The 20252-nt window shown below is 70.1% G+C and carries 11 protein-coding genes and 1 pseudogene; 10 read left to right on the plus strand and 2 right to left on the minus strand.

Annotation, left to right across the window (positions count from 1 at the left end; all coding sequences use genetic code 11):
• Nucleotides 1-45 precede the first annotated feature (45 nt).
• A pseudogene (locus ABZ873_RS07010) lies at nt 46-312 on the plus strand (DJ-1/PfpI family protein); the annotation flags it as partial.
• A 149-nt stretch (nt 313-461) separates the two neighbouring features.
• On the opposite strand, the gene ABZ873_RS07015 reads toward ABZ873_RS07010, so the two are convergent.
• Nucleotides 462-686 (minus strand): hypothetical protein, encoded by a 225-nt coding sequence (locus tag ABZ873_RS07015; RefSeq protein WP_360866393.1) that lies wholly within the window; start codon nt 684-686, stop codon nt 462-464.
• A 422-nt stretch (nt 687-1108) separates the two neighbouring features.
• On the opposite strand from ABZ873_RS07015, the gene ABZ873_RS07020 reads away from it, so the two are divergent.
• The 6 genes from ABZ873_RS07020 (at nt 1109) to ABZ873_RS07045 (ending at nt 16597) form a co-directional block, all read left to right on the plus strand.
• The gene (locus ABZ873_RS07020) at nt 1109-5386 is read left to right on the plus strand and encodes a LamG-like jellyroll fold domain-containing protein (protein WP_360866396.1); all 4278 of its coding nucleotides are present in this window, start codon (nt 1109-1111) and stop codon (nt 5384-5386) included.
• 67 nt (nt 5387-5453) lie between these two features.
• Nucleotides 5454-12416: a polymorphic toxin-type HINT domain-containing protein gene (locus ABZ873_RS07025; RefSeq protein WP_360866399.1), complete on the plus strand. Its 6963-nt coding sequence runs from the start codon at nt 5454-5456 to the stop codon at nt 12414-12416.
• The gene (locus tag ABZ873_RS07030) at nt 12403-12750 is read left to right on the plus strand and encodes a hypothetical protein (RefSeq protein ID WP_360866402.1); all 348 of its coding nucleotides are present in this window, start codon (nt 12403-12405) and stop codon (nt 12748-12750) included. The genes ABZ873_RS07025 and ABZ873_RS07030 overlap by 14 nt, the downstream gene beginning before the upstream one ends.
• A 141-nt stretch (nt 12751-12891) precedes the next feature.
• A complete protein-coding gene (locus tag ABZ873_RS07035) occupies nt 12892-13263 on the plus strand; it encodes an STAS domain-containing protein (RefSeq protein WP_360866405.1) in 372 nt (123 codons plus the stop codon).
• 74 nt (nt 13264-13337) lie between these two features.
• Nucleotides 13338-15629, plus strand: a complete 2292-nt coding sequence (locus ABZ873_RS07040; protein WP_360866408.1) for a GAF domain-containing SpoIIE family protein phosphatase — start codon at nt 13338-13340, stop codon at nt 15627-15629.
• 236 nt (nt 15630-15865) lie between these two features.
• A complete protein-coding gene (locus tag ABZ873_RS07045) occupies nt 15866-16597 on the plus strand; it encodes a hypothetical protein (RefSeq protein WP_360866411.1) in 732 nt (243 codons plus the stop codon).
• Nucleotides 16598-16666: 69 nt separating this feature from the next.
• Here ABZ873_RS07045 and ABZ873_RS07050 read toward each other — a convergent pair whose 3' ends face one another.
• Complete coding sequence (locus ABZ873_RS07050) at nt 16667-17638, minus strand: chlorophyllase (protein WP_360866414.1); 972 nt, start codon at nt 17636-17638, stop codon at nt 16667-16669.
• A gap of 165 nt (nt 17639-17803) precedes the next feature.
• Here ABZ873_RS07050 and ABZ873_RS07055 point away from each other — a divergent pair, with 165 nt between their 5' ends.
• The 3 genes from ABZ873_RS07055 to ABZ873_RS07065 all read left to right on the plus strand — a co-directional run bounded on the left by ABZ873_RS07055 (nt 17804) and on the right by ABZ873_RS07065 (nt 20013).
• Entirely contained in the window at nt 17804-18391 is a 588-nt protein-coding gene (locus ABZ873_RS07055; RefSeq protein WP_360866417.1) for a TetR/AcrR family transcriptional regulator, read from the plus strand.
• Nucleotides 18392-18474: 83 nt separating this feature from the next.
• Entirely contained in the window at nt 18475-19476 is a 1002-nt protein-coding gene (locus ABZ873_RS07060) for an RNA-binding protein (RefSeq protein WP_360866419.1), read from the plus strand.
• A 336-nt stretch (nt 19477-19812) separates the two neighbouring features.
• On the plus strand, nt 19813-20013 hold the full coding sequence (locus tag ABZ873_RS07065; protein WP_360866422.1) for a hypothetical protein: 201 nt from the start codon (nt 19813-19815) through the stop codon (nt 20011-20013).
• Nucleotides 20014-20252 lie beyond the last annotated feature (239 nt).

Raw genomic sequence — 20252 nt, forward strand, 5'->3', positions numbered from 1 at the left:
CTCCCCGTTTCCGCGCGGACCCAGACATCCCCGGACCGGTACCCCATCCGATCCGGCACCGGAAGGGCACGCCGACGCCGAACGGAGCCGCAGGCGCGGGATTCCGTCTGTGACGTCCGGCAACCTGCCGGTGCGATCTGCCATGCCCCCTGGGCCTCGATCGAGGCCGACGTGATCCGCGGCCGCGCTCCGGCCTTCTGGCCATCCACACCGACCTGCGCGACGCCCGGCGCCTCCGTCGTCGACGAGGAGACGGCTACCGACAACGGCCTGGTCACCGGCCGCAGCCCGGACGACCTCCCCGCCTTCCTCACTCGCATCGCCGACGATGTCGCGGTCGAACCGGTGGCCGGAAGCGTGAGCAGGCGCCAGGTCGCCCAGCGTGTCGTCGGCGCGGACATAGTCTTCGGACGCACCGACGACGAAGCAGGCCGGATACGGCTTTCCCGTTTCTCCCACGCCTACTTGACCCCGCTCATCGACTGCGGCGTCAAGATCACCGCGACCCCCCCCAGGGCCACATCCGAGACATCATCGGCCGCGTCACCGTCCTCCACCCCGGCGCCACCTGCCTGCTGTGCCGTCGGCGGGTAGACCCCGCGCTGGCCGCCGCCCAAGAACACGCCGCCGAGGAACAGACCCAGTTGGCCAAGGAGGGCTACGCGCCGGCGCTGCCGGGCCGACACGACGCGGAGTGGGCCGCGTACCCGGCCGAGCTGTGTCCCGGTCGGCAACAGTTTGTAAAGAGAAGGTAAACGATCTCCGGTATCTCGCCACCTTGGCCGATTCGGTACGTGCGCGGCCCCGGCCGGTCGTGCCGGCTGTCGCGATGGTGAACCCCCGGCATGCGAAGCGCTGTTGTGCTTCGCGGGTTGATCAGTCGCGACAGGCGGTGGGGGCTCCGCATCATCACAGGTGGAGCATCGAGCGGCTCGGCGGTGATCCATTTCACCTTGACCGTCGCGCCTATACCTCCGTTTGATTTGCTCGTTTACTGACCTTTACCTTTCCTGTGGGGGGAACCACGGTGGATCACCCATCGGGCCTTTGGCCTGCTCAAAAACGGCGGCGCGCACGCGCCGCCTCCCGTCTGACCGCGTTCGGTCTGGTGGCTGGCATCGCCATCCCCGGATGGCTGGCGGCCGCTCCCGCCACCGCAACGGCTTCGCCCGCCGCCTCTGCCGGTGGCACCACCGCCCAGCAGGAGACACCGGAGACGCTGGCTCTCGCGGAGGCCAAACAGACGGGCAAGGAAGTACCCGTTGCCGCCATGCGGCAGGAGGCCGGCGACGTGGTCGCGAAGCCGGACGGCTCGCTCCTCGCCACCGTCTACACCAAGCCCGTCCGCACCCTCAAGGGCGGCGCGTGGCGGGACATCGACACCTCACTCCGTACGACGGACGACGGGAGTGTCACCCCCGGCGCGACCCTGCCCGACCTGGCCTTCTCCGGCGGCGGCAGCCAGCCCCTCGTCCGGATCGCGCACGCGGGCAAGGAGGTACGGCTGACCTGGCCGAAGCCGCTGCCCGCGCCGGTACTCGACGGTGACACCGCCGAGTACCGCTCGATCCTGCCGGACGTCGACCTGCGCCTGACCGCCACCGAGACCGGGTTCACCCAGCTCATCGTGGTCAAGACGTCCGCCGCAGCGAAGAACCCGGCGCTCGACGAGCTCAAGCTCGGTCTGTCCGCGCCCGGCCTGACCACGAGCCAGGGCACCGGCGGCGTCCTGAAAATGACCGATGCCGCAGGCGGCACGGTCTTCGAGGCGCCCAAGCCGGTCATGTTTGACTCCGCGCCGGGCCTCGCCGACGACAAGGCCGTACCCTCCGCGATACCCGAGGCCGGCCCGGCGGCGAAGAGCACCCGTGCGGGCGCCCTCCAGGCGGCCCCCGGCCAGGACCAGGCAGGTGCCGCACACGCCGCGGCCGTGAAGGTCGCCGTGCCGGGCGACCAGAAGAGCCTCGTCCTGACACCGGACCAAGCCCTGCTGGACTCGCCGAGCACCGTCTTCCCGGTCCTGATCGACCCCAACCTCCAGACCCCCCGGGCCAACGGCTGGGCAGGCATCTCCCGCTACTGGGAGAACAACGCCTACTGGAAGTTCACCGGAGACTTCGGCACCGGACTGTGCGTCTCCTCCGGCTGCGCCTCCAACGACGTCAAGCGCGTCCTGTACGCGTTCCCCATCAAGGGCTGGGGCTTCGTGGGCAAGCGCGTCACGAACGCGAAGCTGAACGTCTGGGAGACCCATGCCTACAGCTGCACCAAGAAGCCCCTCCAGCTCTACGCGACGAGCCGGATAGGTACGGGTACCACCTGGAAGAACTCCAGCTCCAGCTCCTTCTGGGTGCAGCACCTGCAGACGGTCAGCGCCGCGCGCGGCTACACGGGCTGCGCCGCGGGCTACGTCGAGTTCGGCGGCAGCACCTCGAACGCCCTGCGGGACAAGGTCCAGCAGGCGGCCAACGGCGACTGGGTGGACCTGACCCTCGGGCTCAAGGCCGAGAACGAGTCGGACGGCTACGCCTGGAAGCGGTTCAACAGCAATGCCAGCCTCCAGGTCACCTACAACCTGCCGCCGCGCCAGGCCCCGATGAGCGATCTGTCGATGTCTCCCGGCTCGGCCTGCTCGACCACGCCCGTGGTCATCACCAAGTACCCGCAGGTGACCGCCAAGGTGTCCGACCCGGACGGCGAGGCCATCGGTGTGCAGTTCGCCGTGTCGTGGGACAACGGCGACGGCACGGGAATGAGCGGCAAGTGGTACTCCACCGGTGCCCCGGGCACGGCTCCTCCCGCCAACACCTTCAAGGCCTCCGGGTCGCCGTTCTCCGTGACCCTTCCCAGCAGCGTCCCCAAGGACAAGACGATCAACTGGGCGGTCCGCGGGTGGGACGGTGCCGAATGGGGGCCGTGGAGCTATGACGGCACCCCGACCGCCTGCTACTTCAGGATCGACACCTCCGCCCCGGTGGGCCCGGTGACCGTATCGCCGGAGTTCCCGGGTTCTGCGGACGCCCAGGCCGATCTCGCCTGGACCGACGGTGTCGGCCGGTACGGCTCCTTCACCTTCGACACCACATCCACGGACGCCGTGCAATACCAGTACGGCCTGGACCAGCAGCCCTCGGCCTCCCGGCAGGTCGCCACCACCGCAGGCGCCCCGCGAACCGTCAAGCTGCTGATGGAGAAGGAAGGCCCGCACTTCGTCGCCGTCAAGGCACTGGACGCCGCGGGCAACGTGTCCGAGACGACCACCTACTACTTCAACGTCCTAGGCGGCCACCCCCAGCGGGCCGGCTGGACCATGGACGACATCGCCGGCACGACGGTGAACCCCACCCCGTCCGACCTTCCCGCGACCCTGTCAGCCGGCACGGTCGGCGCCCCCGGCCACACCGGAACGGCCGTCGAACTCGACGGCCGGCGGGCCGCGGACGCCACACCGGTGCAGTACCTCGCCACCCAGACGGCAATCCTGGAGACCGACCAGAGCTTCACTGTCTCCGCATGGGTCAAGCCCTCCACCGTGACTCCGCAGCAACAGGCGGTCGTCAGCCAGGCCGGCACCCACATGGCCGCCTTCCAGCTCGGCATCACCGCCGGCAAATGGGCTATCAAAGCCGCCAGCACCGACGCGAGCAGCGGCTACGCATGGGCCACCGCCTCCAGCGAGACGCCCCCGGTGGCAGGCCAGTGGACCCACCTCACCGGTGTCTACGACGCCCCCGCCAAGCAGCTGAAACTGTTCGTGAACGGCCAGCAGGCCGGCTCCGTACCGGCCACCGTGTGGAACGCCCGCGGCCCGATGCACTTCGGGCAGATGCGCTGGCGCGACACCTACACCGACTCCTGGTACGGATCCCTCGACGAGATCCGCGCCTACGACCGCGCCCTGACCACGGCCGAGGCCGTGGACCTGGCGGCCGACAAGCAGCTGCCGGGCCGCGGCGCCAAGGCCGTCTGGTCGCTCGACGAGACCTCCGGAACCTCCATGGCCGGACGCCCCGAAGTGCCGGACCTGACGCTCTCCGGCTCAGCCACCACGACGACGGGCGTGCAGGGCAAAGCGCTCAGCACCGGCGCGACGGGCTACGCCAGGACCGCGAAGCCCGTCGTGGACGGCACCCGCAGTTTCACCGTGTCGGCGTGGGTACGCCGCCAGGCGGTGCCGGGCACCGACCGCTCCTCGAAGGTAGTGGTGTCCCAGGCCGGTACACAGCGCTCGGAGTTCTCGCTCTACTACTCCGGCCACTACAAGAAGTGGATCTTCGGACGCCACCCGCAGGACGCCGCGAGCCCGGACATCGTCCGTGCCATGCAGCCTGACTGCACACCGGGCACCCAGGTCAACGGTGTCCCGTGCATCGGGGAGACCGCCGGCCAGTGGACCCACCTGGTCGGTGTCTCCGACACGGTGACCCGCAAGAACCGCCTCTACGTGGACGGGCACCTCGTCTCCGAGGTCGACTACACGCAGACCGCACCGTGGTCCGCGCCCGGACCGCTGATCGTCGGCGCCGGCCGCGACGACGCCACCATGAACAGCCACTTCGGCGGCGACATCGACGACGTCCGCGTATTCGACCGGATCGTCACCCAGCCCGAGGTGCGCGAGATGATCAGACAGCGTCCGCAGCTCGTGGGCCGCTGGAAGCTGAACACAGCCACCAGCGGAAAGAGCCCCGGGGAGCCGTCGGGGGCCGCCGACGCGGTGCTCTCCCCGACCGGTGCCGCCATCGTCCCCGGCGGCGGGGTCACCGGCAACGGAACCCTGGGCCTGACCGGGCCCGGGGGATACGCCACCTCGACCGCGGCCCCGCGCACCAACGAGAGCTTCACCCTCGCGGGGTGGGCATCGGCGGGCTCACCCACCTCGGACATGACCGTCATGTCCATAGCAGGCGCCAGCCAGTCGGCGATCACCGTCGGCTGGCACTTCGACAAACTGGTCGACGGCCAGGCAACCGGATGGTGGGAGGCGAAGGTCACCGACACCGACGGGGCCACCGCCACCCACACCACGGTGACGCACACCTTCGACCAGAGCCTGTGGATCGGCGACTGGAACCACATCGCGGTCACCTACGACGGGTTCGCCAGGCAACTGAGTCTCTACGTGAACGGCAGCCTGGAGAACCAGATCTGCACCGACGACGCCGGGACAGGCTGCGTCGCCCACGTCTCCTTCACCGACGTGACCACCCCGTTCGCCGCCGGCGGCGGACTCCAGTTCGGCCGCGCCCGCACGGGCGGCGCCTGGACCAAGCCCCTCACCGGCGAAATCGACGACCTCTGGGCCTTCCAGGGCGTTCTGAGCCCCGCCCAGATCAACACGCTGGCCGACCCGACCGCCGAAATCGACACGGCCACCGGAATCTGACCCGCTCTTTCCCAGAAGCAGTCCGCCCGGGCCACGGCCCGGGCGGACTCTCGTGAGGTATCCACACATGAACGTCTTCCGCCGCCACAGGCGCGGCACAGCACGCATAGCCGCGGTGGTGAGCGGCGCACTCGCCGCCACCCTGCTGCAGGCCGTGCCCAGCACCCCGGCCCTCGCCCACACCAAACCCCCTACAGCCCCCTCCCACGAGCGCCCGGTCAAGGGAACCGCGGGCAAGGCCAAGCCGCGCATCACCAAGACCCCCCAGCCGGTACCCAAGCCCAAGATCAGCTGGCCGAAGGCCGCCTCCGCCACCCTCGAGATCACACCCCCGGCAGGCACCCCCGCCGGGAAGAAGACCGCGTCCGGCCGGCCCCCGGAACTCCCCGTCGCCCTCACGACGGGCAAGCCCTCGGCACCCGTCTGGCTCACACCCGCCGCCGAGCCCCAGCAGGTCAAGGTCAACGTCCTCGACCGCGCCGCCGCCCAGAAGGCCGGCATCGACGGTGTCCTGCTCACCCTCGACCGCGCCGACGACACCCCGCAGGGCGCGAACGTCCGGCTCAGTCTCGACTACTCCGGCTTCGCGCGCGCCGCAGGAGGCAGCTATGGCCAGCGCCTGAACCTGGTCCAGCTGCCCTCGTGCGTGCTGACCACCCCCAAGGCGCCGGAGTGCCGCAAGGCCACCCCCCTGAAAGCGGTCAACAACCAGGAGAAGCAGCAGCTCACGGCCGAAGGCGTCGCCCTGCCCGCCGCACGGTCCGCCTTGCTCTCGGGCGCCGGAGCCATGGTCCTGGCCGCGGCACCGGCCGCGGCCGGCCCCTCCGGCAGCTTCACGGCCACGCCGCTGGCCGCCTCAGGACGCTGGAGCGCCGATCTGCACGGAGGCTCCTTCAACTGGAGCTACCCGATCACGGTGCCGCCGGTCCCCGGCGACCACAAGCCCGACCTCGGGCTCTCGTACTCCTCCTCCTCCATAGACGGACGCAGCGCCAACAGCAACAACCAGGCGTCCTGGGCCGGTGACGGCTTCGGCCTCGCCCACGGCGGATTCGTCGAACGCGCCTACAAGTCCTGCGGGGACGACGGCGTGAAGGACGGGATCAACACCCCCGGCGACCTGTGCTGGGGCTACGACAACGCCACCATCAGCTTCGCCGGCCACTCCGGCGAACTCATCCCGGTCTCCGCGGACGAGTGGCGCGTCCAGGGCGACGACAACACCAAGGTCGTCCGCGTCCGCGACACCACCCGAGGCAACGGCGACAACGACGGCGAGTACTACAAAGCCACCATCGCCGACGGCACCCAGTACTTCTTCGGATACAACCGCCTCCCCAACTGGGCCACGGGCAAGCCGGAGACCAAGTCCGTCTTCACCGTGCCCGTCTTCGGCGACGACGCCAACGAACCCTGCCACGCCTCCACCTTCGCGGCCTCCTGGTGCCAGCAGGGCTGGCGCTGGAACCTGGACCTGGTGATCGACCCCCAGGGCAACGACATCACCTACTGGTACAAGCAGGAGACCAACTCCTACGGCCGCAACATCAAGGCCGCGGACGACACACCGTACGTGCGCGGCGGCTGGCTGGACCACATCGAATACGGCCAGCAGAAGGCCGACATCCACTCCGACACCGTCAAGCCGATGGCCCGGGTGAACTTCACCCCCGCCGAGCGCTGCCTGGAGACCACCGCCGGCCTCTGCGACCCGGCGAAGATCGACACCAACCGGCAGTACTGGTACGACACGCCGTGGGACATGAACTGCAAGGCGGGAACCGACTGCGACAAGGGACGCTTCTCACCCACCTTCTTCACCCGGTACCGGCTCGCCTCCATCACCGCCCAGACCCTGCAGGGCGACGGCACGTACAAGGACGTCGACCGATGGGACCTCAAGCACCACTGGGGCACCGCCGACAGTGACTACCAGCTGCTGCTCTCCTCGGTACAGCACACCGGCCTGGCCGGCGCCACGGCACTGCCCGTGCCCGCGACCACCTTCGCGTACACCCCGCTGGCCAACCGGCTGGACAAGGACGACGACGGCCGTCTGCCGTACGTCAAGCAGCGCCTGAGCTCGATCGCCGACGAGTTCGGCGGCCAGATCGACGCCAACTACTCCGCACCGGCCTGCTCCTGGTCCTCGCTGCCGACGCCGCAGAACAACACCAGCCGGTGCTTCCCCGTCAAGTACCAGCCGGTCGACGACGGCCCGGTCACCAACGAGTGGTTCAACAAGTACGTCGTCGAATCGGTCCTTGCCACGGACCGCACCGGCGGCGCACCGGACACCATGACCAAGTACACCTACCTCGGCGGAGCCGCCTGGCACTTCGACGACGACGACGGCATGACCAAGGAGAAGCTCAAGACCTGGTCCCAGTGGCGCGGCTACGCACACACCCGGGTCGAGACCGGCTCCACGCAGAAGTTCACCGCCCAGGAGGACCACTACTTCCTCCGCGGCATGCACGGCGACCGCAGCGACCCGGCCGACAAGACCAAGACCCGCACGGTCGAGGTCGGCGACGGCGAGGGCGGCACGATCACCGACCACGAGGCCTGGCGCGGCTTCGAGTACCGCAAGGAGGAACTCGACGGTCCGGGCGGCAAGGTCCTGCAGAAGCAGACCAGCACGCCGTGGAAGAAGGAGACCGCGAAGCGGGTCCGCGACTGGGGAACCAGCACCGCGGACATCACCGGGGTCGCCGCGACGCGGCAGTTCGTCTCCCTGGACAAGGGGGCGGGCCAGACCTGGCGCGAGCTGCGCAAGAGCACGAAGATGTTCGACGGCTACGGTCGGCCGACGGTGGAGGAGGACCTCGGGGACGTCGCCGACCCCGCGGACGACACCTGCACGCGGACCACGTACGCCGACAACACCTCGGCGTGGATCCTGACCGGCGCCGTCCGCACCGAGAAGGTGGTCGGGGACTGCGGCAAGAACGTCGACCGGACCACGCGCGCCGACGGCACGTCCAACGTCCTGGAGGACATCCGGACGCGCTACGACGGACAGGCGTCCGGGGCGGCCCCCACCAAGGGCCTGCCGACCATGACCAGCTTCCTCAAGACGCGGTCGGCCACCCAGGCGGTGTACCTCGACAACACCACCACCTACGACATGTACGGCCGTGAGCTGACGGGCACCGGCCTGGCGTCGACCAGCACGTACAACCCGGCCAACGAATCCGCGGCACCGACGACGACCGCGCACCCGATGGCCCACACCACGACCACGGTGTTCACCCCGGCCACCGGGCGGCCGACGAGCAAGAAGGACACCAGCCCGCCGGCCAAGACCGGCGTCGCCACCAGCGCCCAGACCGTCACGACCACGTACGACACCGTCCGAGCCAACCCCATCGCCATCGCCGACACCACGGGCCGCAAGACCGAGATCGAGTACGACGCCCTCGGCCGCACCCGGAAGGTCTGGCAGCCCAACCGTTCCAGGGCCGGCGGCCAGACCCCGAACCTCGAATACCGGTACCACGTCGCGGAAGGAGCCATCGCCTCGATCGAGACCCTGGGCCTGCGCGCCGACGGATCCCAGGAATCCAGCTACACCCTGTACGACGGCTTCGCCCGGTCGAGGCAGACCCAGGCCCCCGGCTCCGACGGCGGGATGGTTCTGACGGACTCCTTCTACGACGCGATGGGCCAGGTCTCGCTGCAGTACGCCCCGTACTACGCGACCAAGGCCCCCTCCTCCACCCTGTTCAAGGTGGAGGACGCCACCGGCGTCGAGACCCAGACCGCGACCGAGTTCGACGCGCTCAACCGGCCGGTCAGGTCCACCCTGCTGAAGGGCAACGGCGTAGGCACGCCCCTGTCGGTGACCACCACGGAGTACGGCGGCGACCGCATCACGGTCACCCCGCCGCTGGGCGGCACCCCGACGACGACGATCTCCAACGCGGCCGGCAAGCCCGTGGAGACCCGCGAGTACAAGGCGGCGACCCCGACCGGCGCCTACGACACCACCACCCGCGCATACGACGCGCTGGGCAACCTCGTCCGCCTCACCGACGCCGGCGGCAGCGTCTGGACCTGGAGCTACGACCAGCTCGGCCGCATGGTCAAGCTCGCCGACCCGGACTCGGGCACGTCCGAGACCAAGTACAACGACCGCGGCCAGAAGACCAGCGTGACCGATGGCCGCCTCAAGACCATCGCGTACGTGTACGACAACCTGGGCCGTGAGCTGGAGACCCACGACAGTTCGCCCACCGGGCCGCTGCTGACATCGAAGACCTGGGACCCCACCGGCGCCCAGGGCCAGCTGGCGACCAGCACCCGCCACCACACCGTCGGCGGCACGACCTACGAGTACAAGACGGCGTTCGCGAACTACGACGCGCTGCTGCGCCCCGGCCGGACCACGCTCACCGTGCCCTCCGTACCGGGCCAGGAGGCCCTGGCCGGCTCGTACGCCACAGGCGGAACGTTCAACCTGGACGACACGCAGAAGACCATCAGCCTCCCGGCCGCGGGCAACCTGGCCGCCGAAACGCTCGCCTTCACCTACAACGGCATCAAGCAGCTCACCGGCGTGAGCAGCAACCTGGGCAGCTACCTCGCCCACCAGACGTACACGCTGACCGGCAAGCCCCTGCAGTCCACACTCAAGGCCAACGGCCAGGACACCTGGATCACCGACGGCTACGAGTACGGCACGCAGCGCCTGGCGACCCGCCGCACCGACCAGTACGGCATCGCCCAAGCCGCCTCGGCCCTGAAGTACGGCTACGACCAGCTCGGCAACGTCAAGTCCATCTCAGACGTCTCCCGCTCCGGCACCGAGACCCAGTGCTTCCAGCACGACTACCTGGCCCGGGTGACACAGGAGTTCACCTCCAAGACCACCGCCTGCCCCGCCCAGCCCACGGCTGGCGACATCGGAGGGCCGGCCCCGTACTGGAACAGCTACACCTACAACCCCGACGGCACCCGCAACACCGAGACCCGGCACGACCTGTCCGGCGACACCGCCAAGAACGCGGTCCGCTCCTACCAGTACCCGGCGCAAGGCGCCCCCCGGCCGCACTCCCTGATCGGCACGAGCACCCGGACGGGCACCAGCACCCCGGTCACCCAGAGCTACGCCTACGACGACTCGGGCAACACCAGGAACCGCAGCCTGAAGCCCGCTCCAGGAGCGACCAACGAGCAATCACTGACCTGGGACTCGGAGGGCAAGCTCAGCAAGCTCCAGGACACGGTCACCAACCCGGCGGACGGCACGTCCACGAAGACGTCCGAGTACGTCTACGCGCCGGACGGCACACGGCTGATCGCCCACGAGACCGACAACGCCAACCCGAACGCCACCCGCACGACCCTCTACCTGGGCTCGACCGAACTGGTGCTCCGCAAGAGCGCGGCCAAGCCGACAGCCACCCGCTACTACTCGCTGGGCAGCGCCAACGCCGTCCGCGAGGACAATGGAGACCTGTCCTTCCAGGTCAGCGACCACCACAACACCGGCACCCTGTCGGTGAACGCGGCGACCGGCGCGGTCGAACACCGGCGCATGACCCCGTTCGGCGCGCCCCGCGGCACACAGCCCGCGCAGTGGGCGGGTACGAAGGGCTTTGTCGGCGGTACCATCGACGCCACCGGCCTGACCCACATTGGGGCCCGTGAGTACGACCCGGCCACGGGCCGGTTCATCAGTGTGGACCCGCTCCTGGAGGCGGACCGTCCGCAGACGCTCAACGGGTACGTGTACGCCGCGAACAACCCGGCGACGCTGAGCGACCCGAGCGGCGCGTCCATCATGGACTGGCTGCTCGACTACCTGTTCAGCGGTGGCGGCGGCATCTTCGGCGTCATCAAGCGGGCGGTGAAGCTCCGCAACGACCTGAGGTCGGGCCGCTCCCACATCGCGGTCACCCCCGGCAAGCAGACCTGCCACTACGCCATGGGCATGAACGCGTGCTCGTCCAGCAAGCCGAAGTACAAGCTGGTCAGTGGCCCGGCTGCCCCGGTCAAGGTCAAGGAGCAGCAGAAGGGCTACAACGGCGGCGGATACAACGGGGGATACCCCGCCTGCCCCGACTGCATCAAGGAACAGGGCAACCCCGCGGTCATCAAGGAGATGGGGAAGGCCCTCTGCTCGTGGATTCCCATCCTCGGGCTGGGCTGCGACCGCGCCGACATCATGGAGGCACAGGAGGAGGGCGACACGACCGGTGTCGTGATCGGCTTCGTCGGGATCCTGCCGCTCGGCGACATCCTCAAACTGCCCAAGCAACTGAGCAGGATCGCCGACGCGGCCAAAGCATGCATGTGCTTCCTCGCCGGTACGAAGGTGCTGATGGGCGACGGGTCCACGGCGAACATCGAGGACATCAAGGTCGGCGACACCGTCCTGGCGACCGACCCGGACACGGGCGCGACCGCTCCCCAGAAGGTCACCCGCCTCATCGAGACGGAGGACGACAGGCTCTTCAACGAACTCTCGATCGCCGCGGCCTCGGGAGTCGAACAGCTCACCGCCACCCACGAGCACCCGTTCTGGTCCCCGTCCGAGAACGACTGGGTGGACGCGTCCAAGCTGCGGCCGGGCATGACACTGCGGACGGACGCCGGCGGCACCGCCGTGGTGACCGCCAACCGCGCGTACACGCAGCACGTGAAGACGTACAACCTCACCGTCGACGTCCTGCACACGTACTATGTCTTCGCGGGCGAAACCACCCTTCTCGTCCACAATTCCAGCGGAATCTGCGGGAAGTGGCGCTCTGAGTTCGACGAGCTGCCGAAGGGAAAGAACAAGGGCGTCAAGATCCAGGACAGCGTCGAAGAGCTGCGGGCCACTTTCGACCGGTGGACGGAAGGGGCCGAGAGGCTTCCGGCGAGAGGCCCGAAGATCCCCGATGTCTACAAGCTGCCCGACGGATCCGTGATGCAGTGGCGGCTCAGCTCCAAGTCCGGCGGCGAAACGATCGATATCGTTCCGCCGGGTGGAAACCCGAAGAAGCCGTGGAAGGTGCACCTGCCCGATGAAGAAGAATGACGACTCGATCTGCCAGGAGCTGCTCGAAGAGGGGCTCGATGACTGGGTTCCGGTGGACCTTCTGGTCGCCCTCGCCTTCGAAATGTCGCAGGAATCCGGCGAGAGCATGCGCGACATCACCGCACGCGTTCTGTCGCGTCTGCTGCACAGTGGCCTGATGCAGGTCGGTGAACTGGGCGAGACCGGATTCGAGGCATGGCCCGAGGAGAACGACGCGGTGGTCCGCAGGGTCATCGAAGCCCTTGAGACCGTGAAGTGGGAACCCGCGCTCGGTGTCTGCTGGCTGGCGAACACCCCTGAGGCCGACCGCCTCGTATCCGAGGCCGGCCACTAAGCGCTGGCACAGTGGGCCCCGCCCGGGTTTCCCGGGCGGGGCCCACTGGCATGCGAACACCGACGCCGCGGGCGCCGCTGCCTACCATGGGGGAGAAAGGCAGTGCACACTCCACACGGGGGAAGCTCAAGGGTGTTCTCGGTGCAGGTCACGCAGGAAGCGCGGGGTGCGGTGTTCGTGCTGCGCGGGGAGCTCGACTTCGACAGCATGGTGCAGCTGCACGAGGCGGGCGACGAGGAAGTCATGCGGGGGCCGGGCGCGAGGCCGGTGGTGGTCGACTGCGCGCGCCTGACCTTCTGCGATTCCTCCGGTATCAGCGCGCTGCTGCGGCTCTTCCATCAGCTGGCCGCACGGCAGCGGGCGCTGCGGCTGGCGGCCGTGCCCTCCTCGGTGGTCCGCCTGTTCTTGATAACGGGGCTGGACCAGGTCTTCTCCGTGTACGCCGACGCCGATCAGGCGCTGGCCGCGGGCATGAGCGGTACGAGTGGGCATGAGCGGCAAGAACGGGCATGAGCGGGCATGACAGAGCGGCCGCCGAAGCGGACGGCACGGCAGGGCATGGCACAGTCGATGAAGAGGCAGAACACATGAAGCGCGTACCGGGGCCCCACGCCCCCCAGCCTGCCGGGACAGCGGGTGCGCGCACCACCGCCCCCGCGAGCGCCACCGGCCTGGCCAACCCCGCAGCCACCGGCCCCGCCGCCCCCGACCACGACCTCCGCGCCCTCTTCGGCCAGTCCTCCGCCCTCTTCGCCTCCCTCGCCGGCCCCGCCCACATGCTGGAGACGGCGAACCCCGCCTTCTTCGAAACGATCGGCGGCCCCGAGCGCACCCGTACCGGCCTGCCCATCGGCCAGCTGATGCCCGAACTCGTCGAGCAGGGCTTCATCACCCTCCTGGACCGCGTCTACCGCACCGGCGAGCCCTACACCGCCCGCGAGGCCCGCGTACTGCTCGGCATCGGAGCGGACGCGCGCGAGGGATTCTTCGACTTCTCCTACGAGCCCCGCCTGGACACCGGCGGCAACGTCATGGGCGTCCGCGTGATCGGAGTGGAGTCCACCCAGGTCAAGCAGGCCCAGCGGCTGACGGCCGAGCACCGGGTGCTGCTGGAGCAGATCGCCCGGCAGGCCCCGCTGGCCGACGTACTGGACGGCATGGCCCGGGCCATCGAGGACCTCGCCCCCGAGGAGGTCTTCGTCTCCGTCCTCCTCGCCGACGCCGACGGCCGCCACCTGCGCCACGGCGCCGCGCCCAGCCTGCCCGACTTCTACAACCAGGCCATCGACGGCATCGCCACCGGCGAGGGCGTGGGCTCCTGCGGCACCGCCGCCCACCGGCGCCGGCCCGTGATCGTCACCGACATCGGCACCGACCCGTTCTGGGACGCCTTCCGCGACCTGGCCGACAAGGCCGGCGTGGCCGCCTGCTGGTCCACGCCCATCCTGGCCCGCGACGGTGCGCTGCTGGGCACCTTCGCCATGTACCACCGCACCCCGCGCGCCCCGCAGGACGCCGACCTCGCCCTGGCCCGGGTCTTCGCCGGCACCGCCGCGCTCGCCATCGAACGCCACCGCGAGGAGCAGGCCCGCAAGGCGGCCGAGGCCCGGGAGAAGGCCGCCCGCGACGACCTCGCCTTCCTCCTGGAGGCCAGCACGGCCCTCGCCTCCGACCTGGACGCCACGCAGACCCTGACCCGCCTGGCCGCCTCCTGCGTGCCCCGGCTCGCCCCGCTGTGCGCCGTCGACGTCATCGAGAGCGGCCGGGTCCGCCGCGTGGCCACCGCCGCCCCCACCCGGCGCGAACAGGACCTGCTGGCCTCCCACATCCCCGTCTACGACGCCGCCGACGACGCCGTCGCCCGCGTCCTGGCCTCCGCCACCAGCGAGGTCGCCCGCCGCACCCCCACCGGCCCCGGCCCCTGGCACGACCTGGGCGTCACCGGCTACCTGTGCGTCCCGCTGGCCGACCGCGGCCGCGCCTTCGGCACCGTCACCCTGCTGTCCACCGGCGAGTACAGCTTCGACGGGCACACCGTCGCCCTCGCCGAGGAACTCGCCCGCCGCGCCGCCTCCGCCGCCCGCAACGCCCGCCAGTACACCCACCGCCACGCCCTCGCCCGCGACCTCCAGGCCGGCCTGCTCCTGCCCGACCTGCCCCGGGTCCCCGGCGCCGACGTGGCCACCTACTACCACCCCGCCGGCGAGGGCCTCGACATCGGCGGCGACTTCTACGACGTCTTCCCCCTGGACGACGGCCGGTGGGCGTTCCTCCTCGGCGACGTGTGCGGCCGCGGCGCCATCGCCGCCACCACCACCGCCCTGGTCCGCCACACCGCCCGCGCCGTCGCCCCGCTGCTCCCGGGCCCCGAGGACGTCGTCAAGGCGGTCAACCGGGCCCTGATCAAACGGCCCGGCAGCCACGGCACCGGCTTCGTCACCCTCGTCTACGGCCAGCTCACCCCCACCCCCACCGGGCTCGCCATCGAACTCGTCCGAGCAGGCCACACCCCGCCCCTGCACCTGGACACCCACCGCACCGCCCGCACCGTCGACGCCCAGGGAGCCCTCCTCGGCATCGCCCCCGACGCCCACGTCACCCCCCTCCACCTGCACCTGCGACCCCACGAGAGCCTGGTCCTCTACACCGACGGCATCACCGAAGCACGCCGCCGGGACGGCGAGATGTTCGACGACCGACGCCTCACCGACGCCGTCAGCGGCCTCCCCGCCCGGCCCGCCGCGCAGGACATCATCGACGCCCTCACCCACGCCGTCCGCACCTTCACCGAAGGCGAAGACATCGACGACGACCAAGCGGTCCTCGTCCTGACCGCCACCGAGCCCCCGACGGCCCCGGCCGGGCCCGCTCCGGAGTGATGCGGCGATGCGGTCATGCGGTCATGCGGTCATGCGGTCATGCGGTGATGCGGTGATGACCCGGTGATGTACTGTCCCCTCTCGTTCTTGATCAACTCGGGGGAGGGGAGCGCCGCATGGCACGGCGGGACGGGTACGGGCGCCAGCCGGACGGCAGGTCCCCGGCGGGACGGGGCACCACTGGACCGTACGGGAGACCGCCGGCGTACCGGGAGGGCACACCGCGCCACGGCTGCGTGACCGTACTGCTGGCCCCCTTCGTCACGGCCGCCCGATTCCAGCGCCCGAGACGCGAGGACCGGCTGGCCGACCCCGCCATCTCCGGCGCCCAGGTGGCCCGTACCTGCATCGGCCTGGGCGCCACGGCCTGGCTGTTCTACGCGTACTCGCTGCGCCGCGGCGCCGGGGACGTGATCAACGACAAGCTCACCGAGATGCTGATCGCCGCCGCCGTGCTGATGGTCGTCGGACCGCTGGCGGTCGGTGCCTTCGTCTTCGCGGCCCGGCCGCCGCTGCGCACCCGGTACCGCCGCCGGCTGGCAGGCCCCCTGACGGCGTTCGGCGCCGTCTTCGGCGCTGCGGCCCTGCTGGCCTTCCCCCTCCACTCCGACCTGCGCGACCTCCTGTTCGCGGGCGCCGGCGACCTCGGCTTCCTCGGGGGACTGCTCATCGGTCTGACCTCCCTGTTCCTGATGCCCTTCGTCCTGACCTCCTCGGTGCTGTGCGTCCACCACTCCTTCCGCACCGCCGACATCCACGAGGTCCTGCCGCCCCTCCTCTCCCCGGTCGTCGTCCTGGCGATGTCGGTCCTCCAGTCCATCGACGGCCCTCCGGTCAACGCCCCGCAGACCGTATGGCTCCTCTTCCTGACGGGCGCCCCCCTGTCGGTATCGGCCCTGTCCGTCTGGGAGCTACGCCGCCTCCGGACCCACTACGGCATCACCCTCCGCACAGCCCTGGGCCGCTAGCCAGGGCACGCCCGAAGGAGCGAGCCGCGGCCCACGGCTGACTTCCGGTCACGCCCACGCGGGCCGGACCTACCTGGACTCGACCCGTCCCAGCGGGCTCGGGTCGGCTGCCAGTGCGTCGCGGGCCGTCTGCCAGGCGGAGTCGCCCGGGTAGAGCTCGCTGCGCAGGTAGGCCCAGGCGAGGTGGGCCAGGGCGGCGACCCGCTCCGGGCTCTCGTCCGTGGTCTCGGCGACGTCGTATCCGGATATCCCGCCGAGCCCGTGCTCCGCTTCGAACAGGGTGAGCAGGGACTTCGGGCCGGGGGAGAGGACGTAGGGGTCCGTGTGCCAGTCCGGGCCGCTGACGGTCAGGAAGGCGGAGTCGTCCTTGTCGCCGGCGACCACGAGCGCGGGCGTGCTCATCGTGGAGAAGTCGGTCGTCAGGAGGAAGGAGTAGTTCTGGGCCGTGAACTCGGTGAGCGCGTCGCCGCCCCGCCCGGTCGCGGCGAGCAGCACGCCCGCCTTGATCCGCGGCTCGGCCAGGTCCACTGTGGTCCCGTCGTGAGGGTCGGTGAGCCGGGCGCCGAGCAGCAGGCTCGCGGTGTGACCGCCCATCGAGTGCCCGGCCACGGCGACCCGGCTCCGGTCGATACGTCCGGCGAGCTGCGGGACGGCGTCCTCGATCACGTCGAGCTGGTCGAGTATGCGCGTCATGTCCTCGGCCCGGGTACGCCAGGGCGCGGCGGTGCCGGGAGCATCGGGGACGGCGTCGGGGCCCTGGCTCAGTGTCCTGGAGTCCATATGGGTCGGCTGGATGACGACGAAGCCGCGCGACGCCCAGAAGTTCGCGAGCGGGGCGTAGCCGTTCAGCGAGGAGAGATTGTTCGAGAAGCCGAGACCGTGGGAGAGAAGGATGACCGGCAGCTCGCTCCCGGTCACCGGCGCCGAGACGCGCACCTGGAGGTCCACGGCGCGGCCCGGAGCCGCCAGCACCACCGGGCTGACCGACAGGACAGGGGTGGGCGAGGGGAAGGTGTCGGCTGTGTAGGCAGATCCACTCATGATGCGCATGCCCTTCGATGATCCCGCCGCCGCCCGACCGCTCAGGGCGGGGGCAGCAGGTATGACGGAGTTCCCGCCATCAGCTAAGCTGAAAGCGGATCGTTGTTCCATTTAGGATACGGAACATTGATCCGCTTCGTCAACACTCTTTGGAAGGAGAGCGCGGTGCCCACAGCAGGCCCGGCCAAGGGAGCATCCGCCCGCAGCAAGCGAGCGGACGCGATGCGCAACCAGCAGACACTGCTCGAAGCCGCCGCGGAGGTCTTCGTGACCTCAGGCATCGACGCACCGATCCGACAGATCGCGGCCCAGGCGGGCGTCGGACTCGGAACGCTCTACCGCCACTTCCCCACCCGCGCGGACTTGGTCACCGCCGTCTACCACCACCAGATCGAAGCCTGCGCCGAAGCCGGCCCCCAACTCCTCGCCGACGCCCCCACCCCGTTCGACGCCCTCCACCAGTGGGTCGAACTCTTCACCGACTTCCTGGTCACCAAGCACGGCCTCGCCGACGCCCTCCAGTCCGACAGCGACCGCTTCGCCACCCTCCACACCCACTTCCTCGACCGGCTGATGCCCGTCTGCGCCCAGCTGCTCGACGCCGCCGTCGACGCCGGCGAGACCAGGCCCGGAGTCCAGCCGTACGAACTCATGCGCGGCATCGGCAACCTCTGCATCGGCCGCGACACCGACCCCCGCTACGACCCCCGACGACTGATCGACCTGCTCCTCCAGGGGCTCCGCCTCCCATAGGCGTCTCCCGCAGACGTCTTCCATGGACGGCCCTGATCCGATCAAGGCCGAGAAGACCAGCCCCAGGGGGCCACACCCTCCGGGTGCCCGCTGCCAGTACGCTGGCCGTCCTCTCGACCGCCCAGGGGAGCAGCGTGCCGCCGTCCTTCGTCTACCGGATCACCAAGTACGACCCCGCCGACCGCGACGAGCGCGGCCACTACACCGGCGCGGAGGACACGGTCAGTGACCACGGGCCGGTGGAAGCTGCGTACCTCGCGGCCATCGCCGCCTTCGCCGAGGAGGCGGGCATCGGTCGGCTGGAGATCCGCGAGCCCGCGGTCACCGGTCTCGTCCACTTCGGCGGGGCGCCGCCCGCTGCCGGACATGGCCTCGGCGGGCTGTTCCCGCCCGACCTGACCGGCTACCACGACGGCGCGGAGGTCTCCCTCCCGGTTGCTCTGGAGCTGGTGCGGGCCATGCTCCGTGACCAGGGCGCCTGGTGTCGGCTGGAAGCGGGGGACAGCTTCGCGGTCCACGTCGGATGGGATCAGTACGTGTACGTCGGAAGCGACCAGCTCTCCCCGGAGGCCGTGGCCCGCACCCGCGAACTCGGCCTCTTCCCGGAACCGTTCCCTTGCTCGCCCTACGCCGTCGAGCAAGAGGAACCGAGCGCCACGGAGGTCGCCGACGCGGACTTCTGGGCGCGCGTACGCGCGATGCTGGCCTCAGATCGGACGGTGCTCCTGGAGGAGAGCCACGTGCGCAACGGCGCACGCTGGCACCGCCTGACGGAGGGAAACCTCGATGCGGTACGCGCCGTCCTCACCCCGCGCGCCCTGCTGACGGTCTGGCCGGCGCTGACGCCCGACGTCGGCGCGGTCCTCGCCGCGCTGCCCGAGGAGGGGTCCGTGGAGTTCGTCTGGGAGGCACAGGACGGGACGATCGCCCACGCGATCTTCGACGACACCGAGTACCAGGCGCTCGCCGCCCTCGCGGCCGGCGCAAAGGCTGCCTCCACCCTGCCCCTCGACCTCGACGAACGCCACCCACTGTTCACCGCCACCCTGCCCGACAGTGATGGCGTACTGCGCGCCCGGTGGTGACCGGCCTCGCACAAGACGGGCAGCCGGTGCCGTGCGTCGAGCCTGTCCGCCCAGGCCAGGTCTCGTACTTCCTCCCACCGGCAGAGCTCAGCTCAGTCCCTCGCTTCGCGGACATCCTTCCCCTCCTTGGCGAACGCTCCGCGATCTGGCATGTGCTGCTGCGGATGCGTGCGGAAGGCGCCGGGGCATGAGAAGCCCCACCAGTCGCATCAGCAAGCTGCTGAACCGGTAGTCGATATCACTCACCCGGAGCGTCGTCCCCGGATCCTTGACGCGTGCCGCGGGCGGCAGCAGACTCACCACACTTGTTGATCTACGTCAGGGGGCTGGGACGTCATGATCGTCTTCTACGCATGTCTGGGACTGCCTGTTGCCGCACTTGTCGTGTTCCTACTGTGGAGTGACAGAGCCACGCGGACGAAGAACCTGCAGGGCTTACAGATCGAGGAGCAGGCTCGTCGGGAGGCGAACTTCGACAAGCTGTCCCCCGCCCGCAAGTTCTATACGCCGCCGGGCGCAGCCAAGAGGCGCGGCTGACGAGTGCTGGTCCGCGTTCCGTTTCCCCGGGGCCCATGGGCAGCGCGCCGCTGATGGCTGCGCTGTTCTGGGTGGGCCGTCAGTCCCCTTCCTGAGGTCCGCCTCCTCCCCGCCGTCATCCGCAAGCGCGCCCACAACCGTTCCGAGCACCATGAAGCGGCCCGCAAGGCCGACCGATCGCTGAGGGTCCTGCGCAGCAACGGAGACCTACTCAAAGGCGTACGGCGGTGGACCGGGCC

Origin of the sequence: Streptomyces sp. NPDC047014, assembly GCF_040644195.1 — a bacterium.
In the GTDB taxonomy this organism is placed as follows: Bacteria; Actinomycetota; Actinomycetes; order Streptomycetales; family Streptomycetaceae; genus Streptomyces.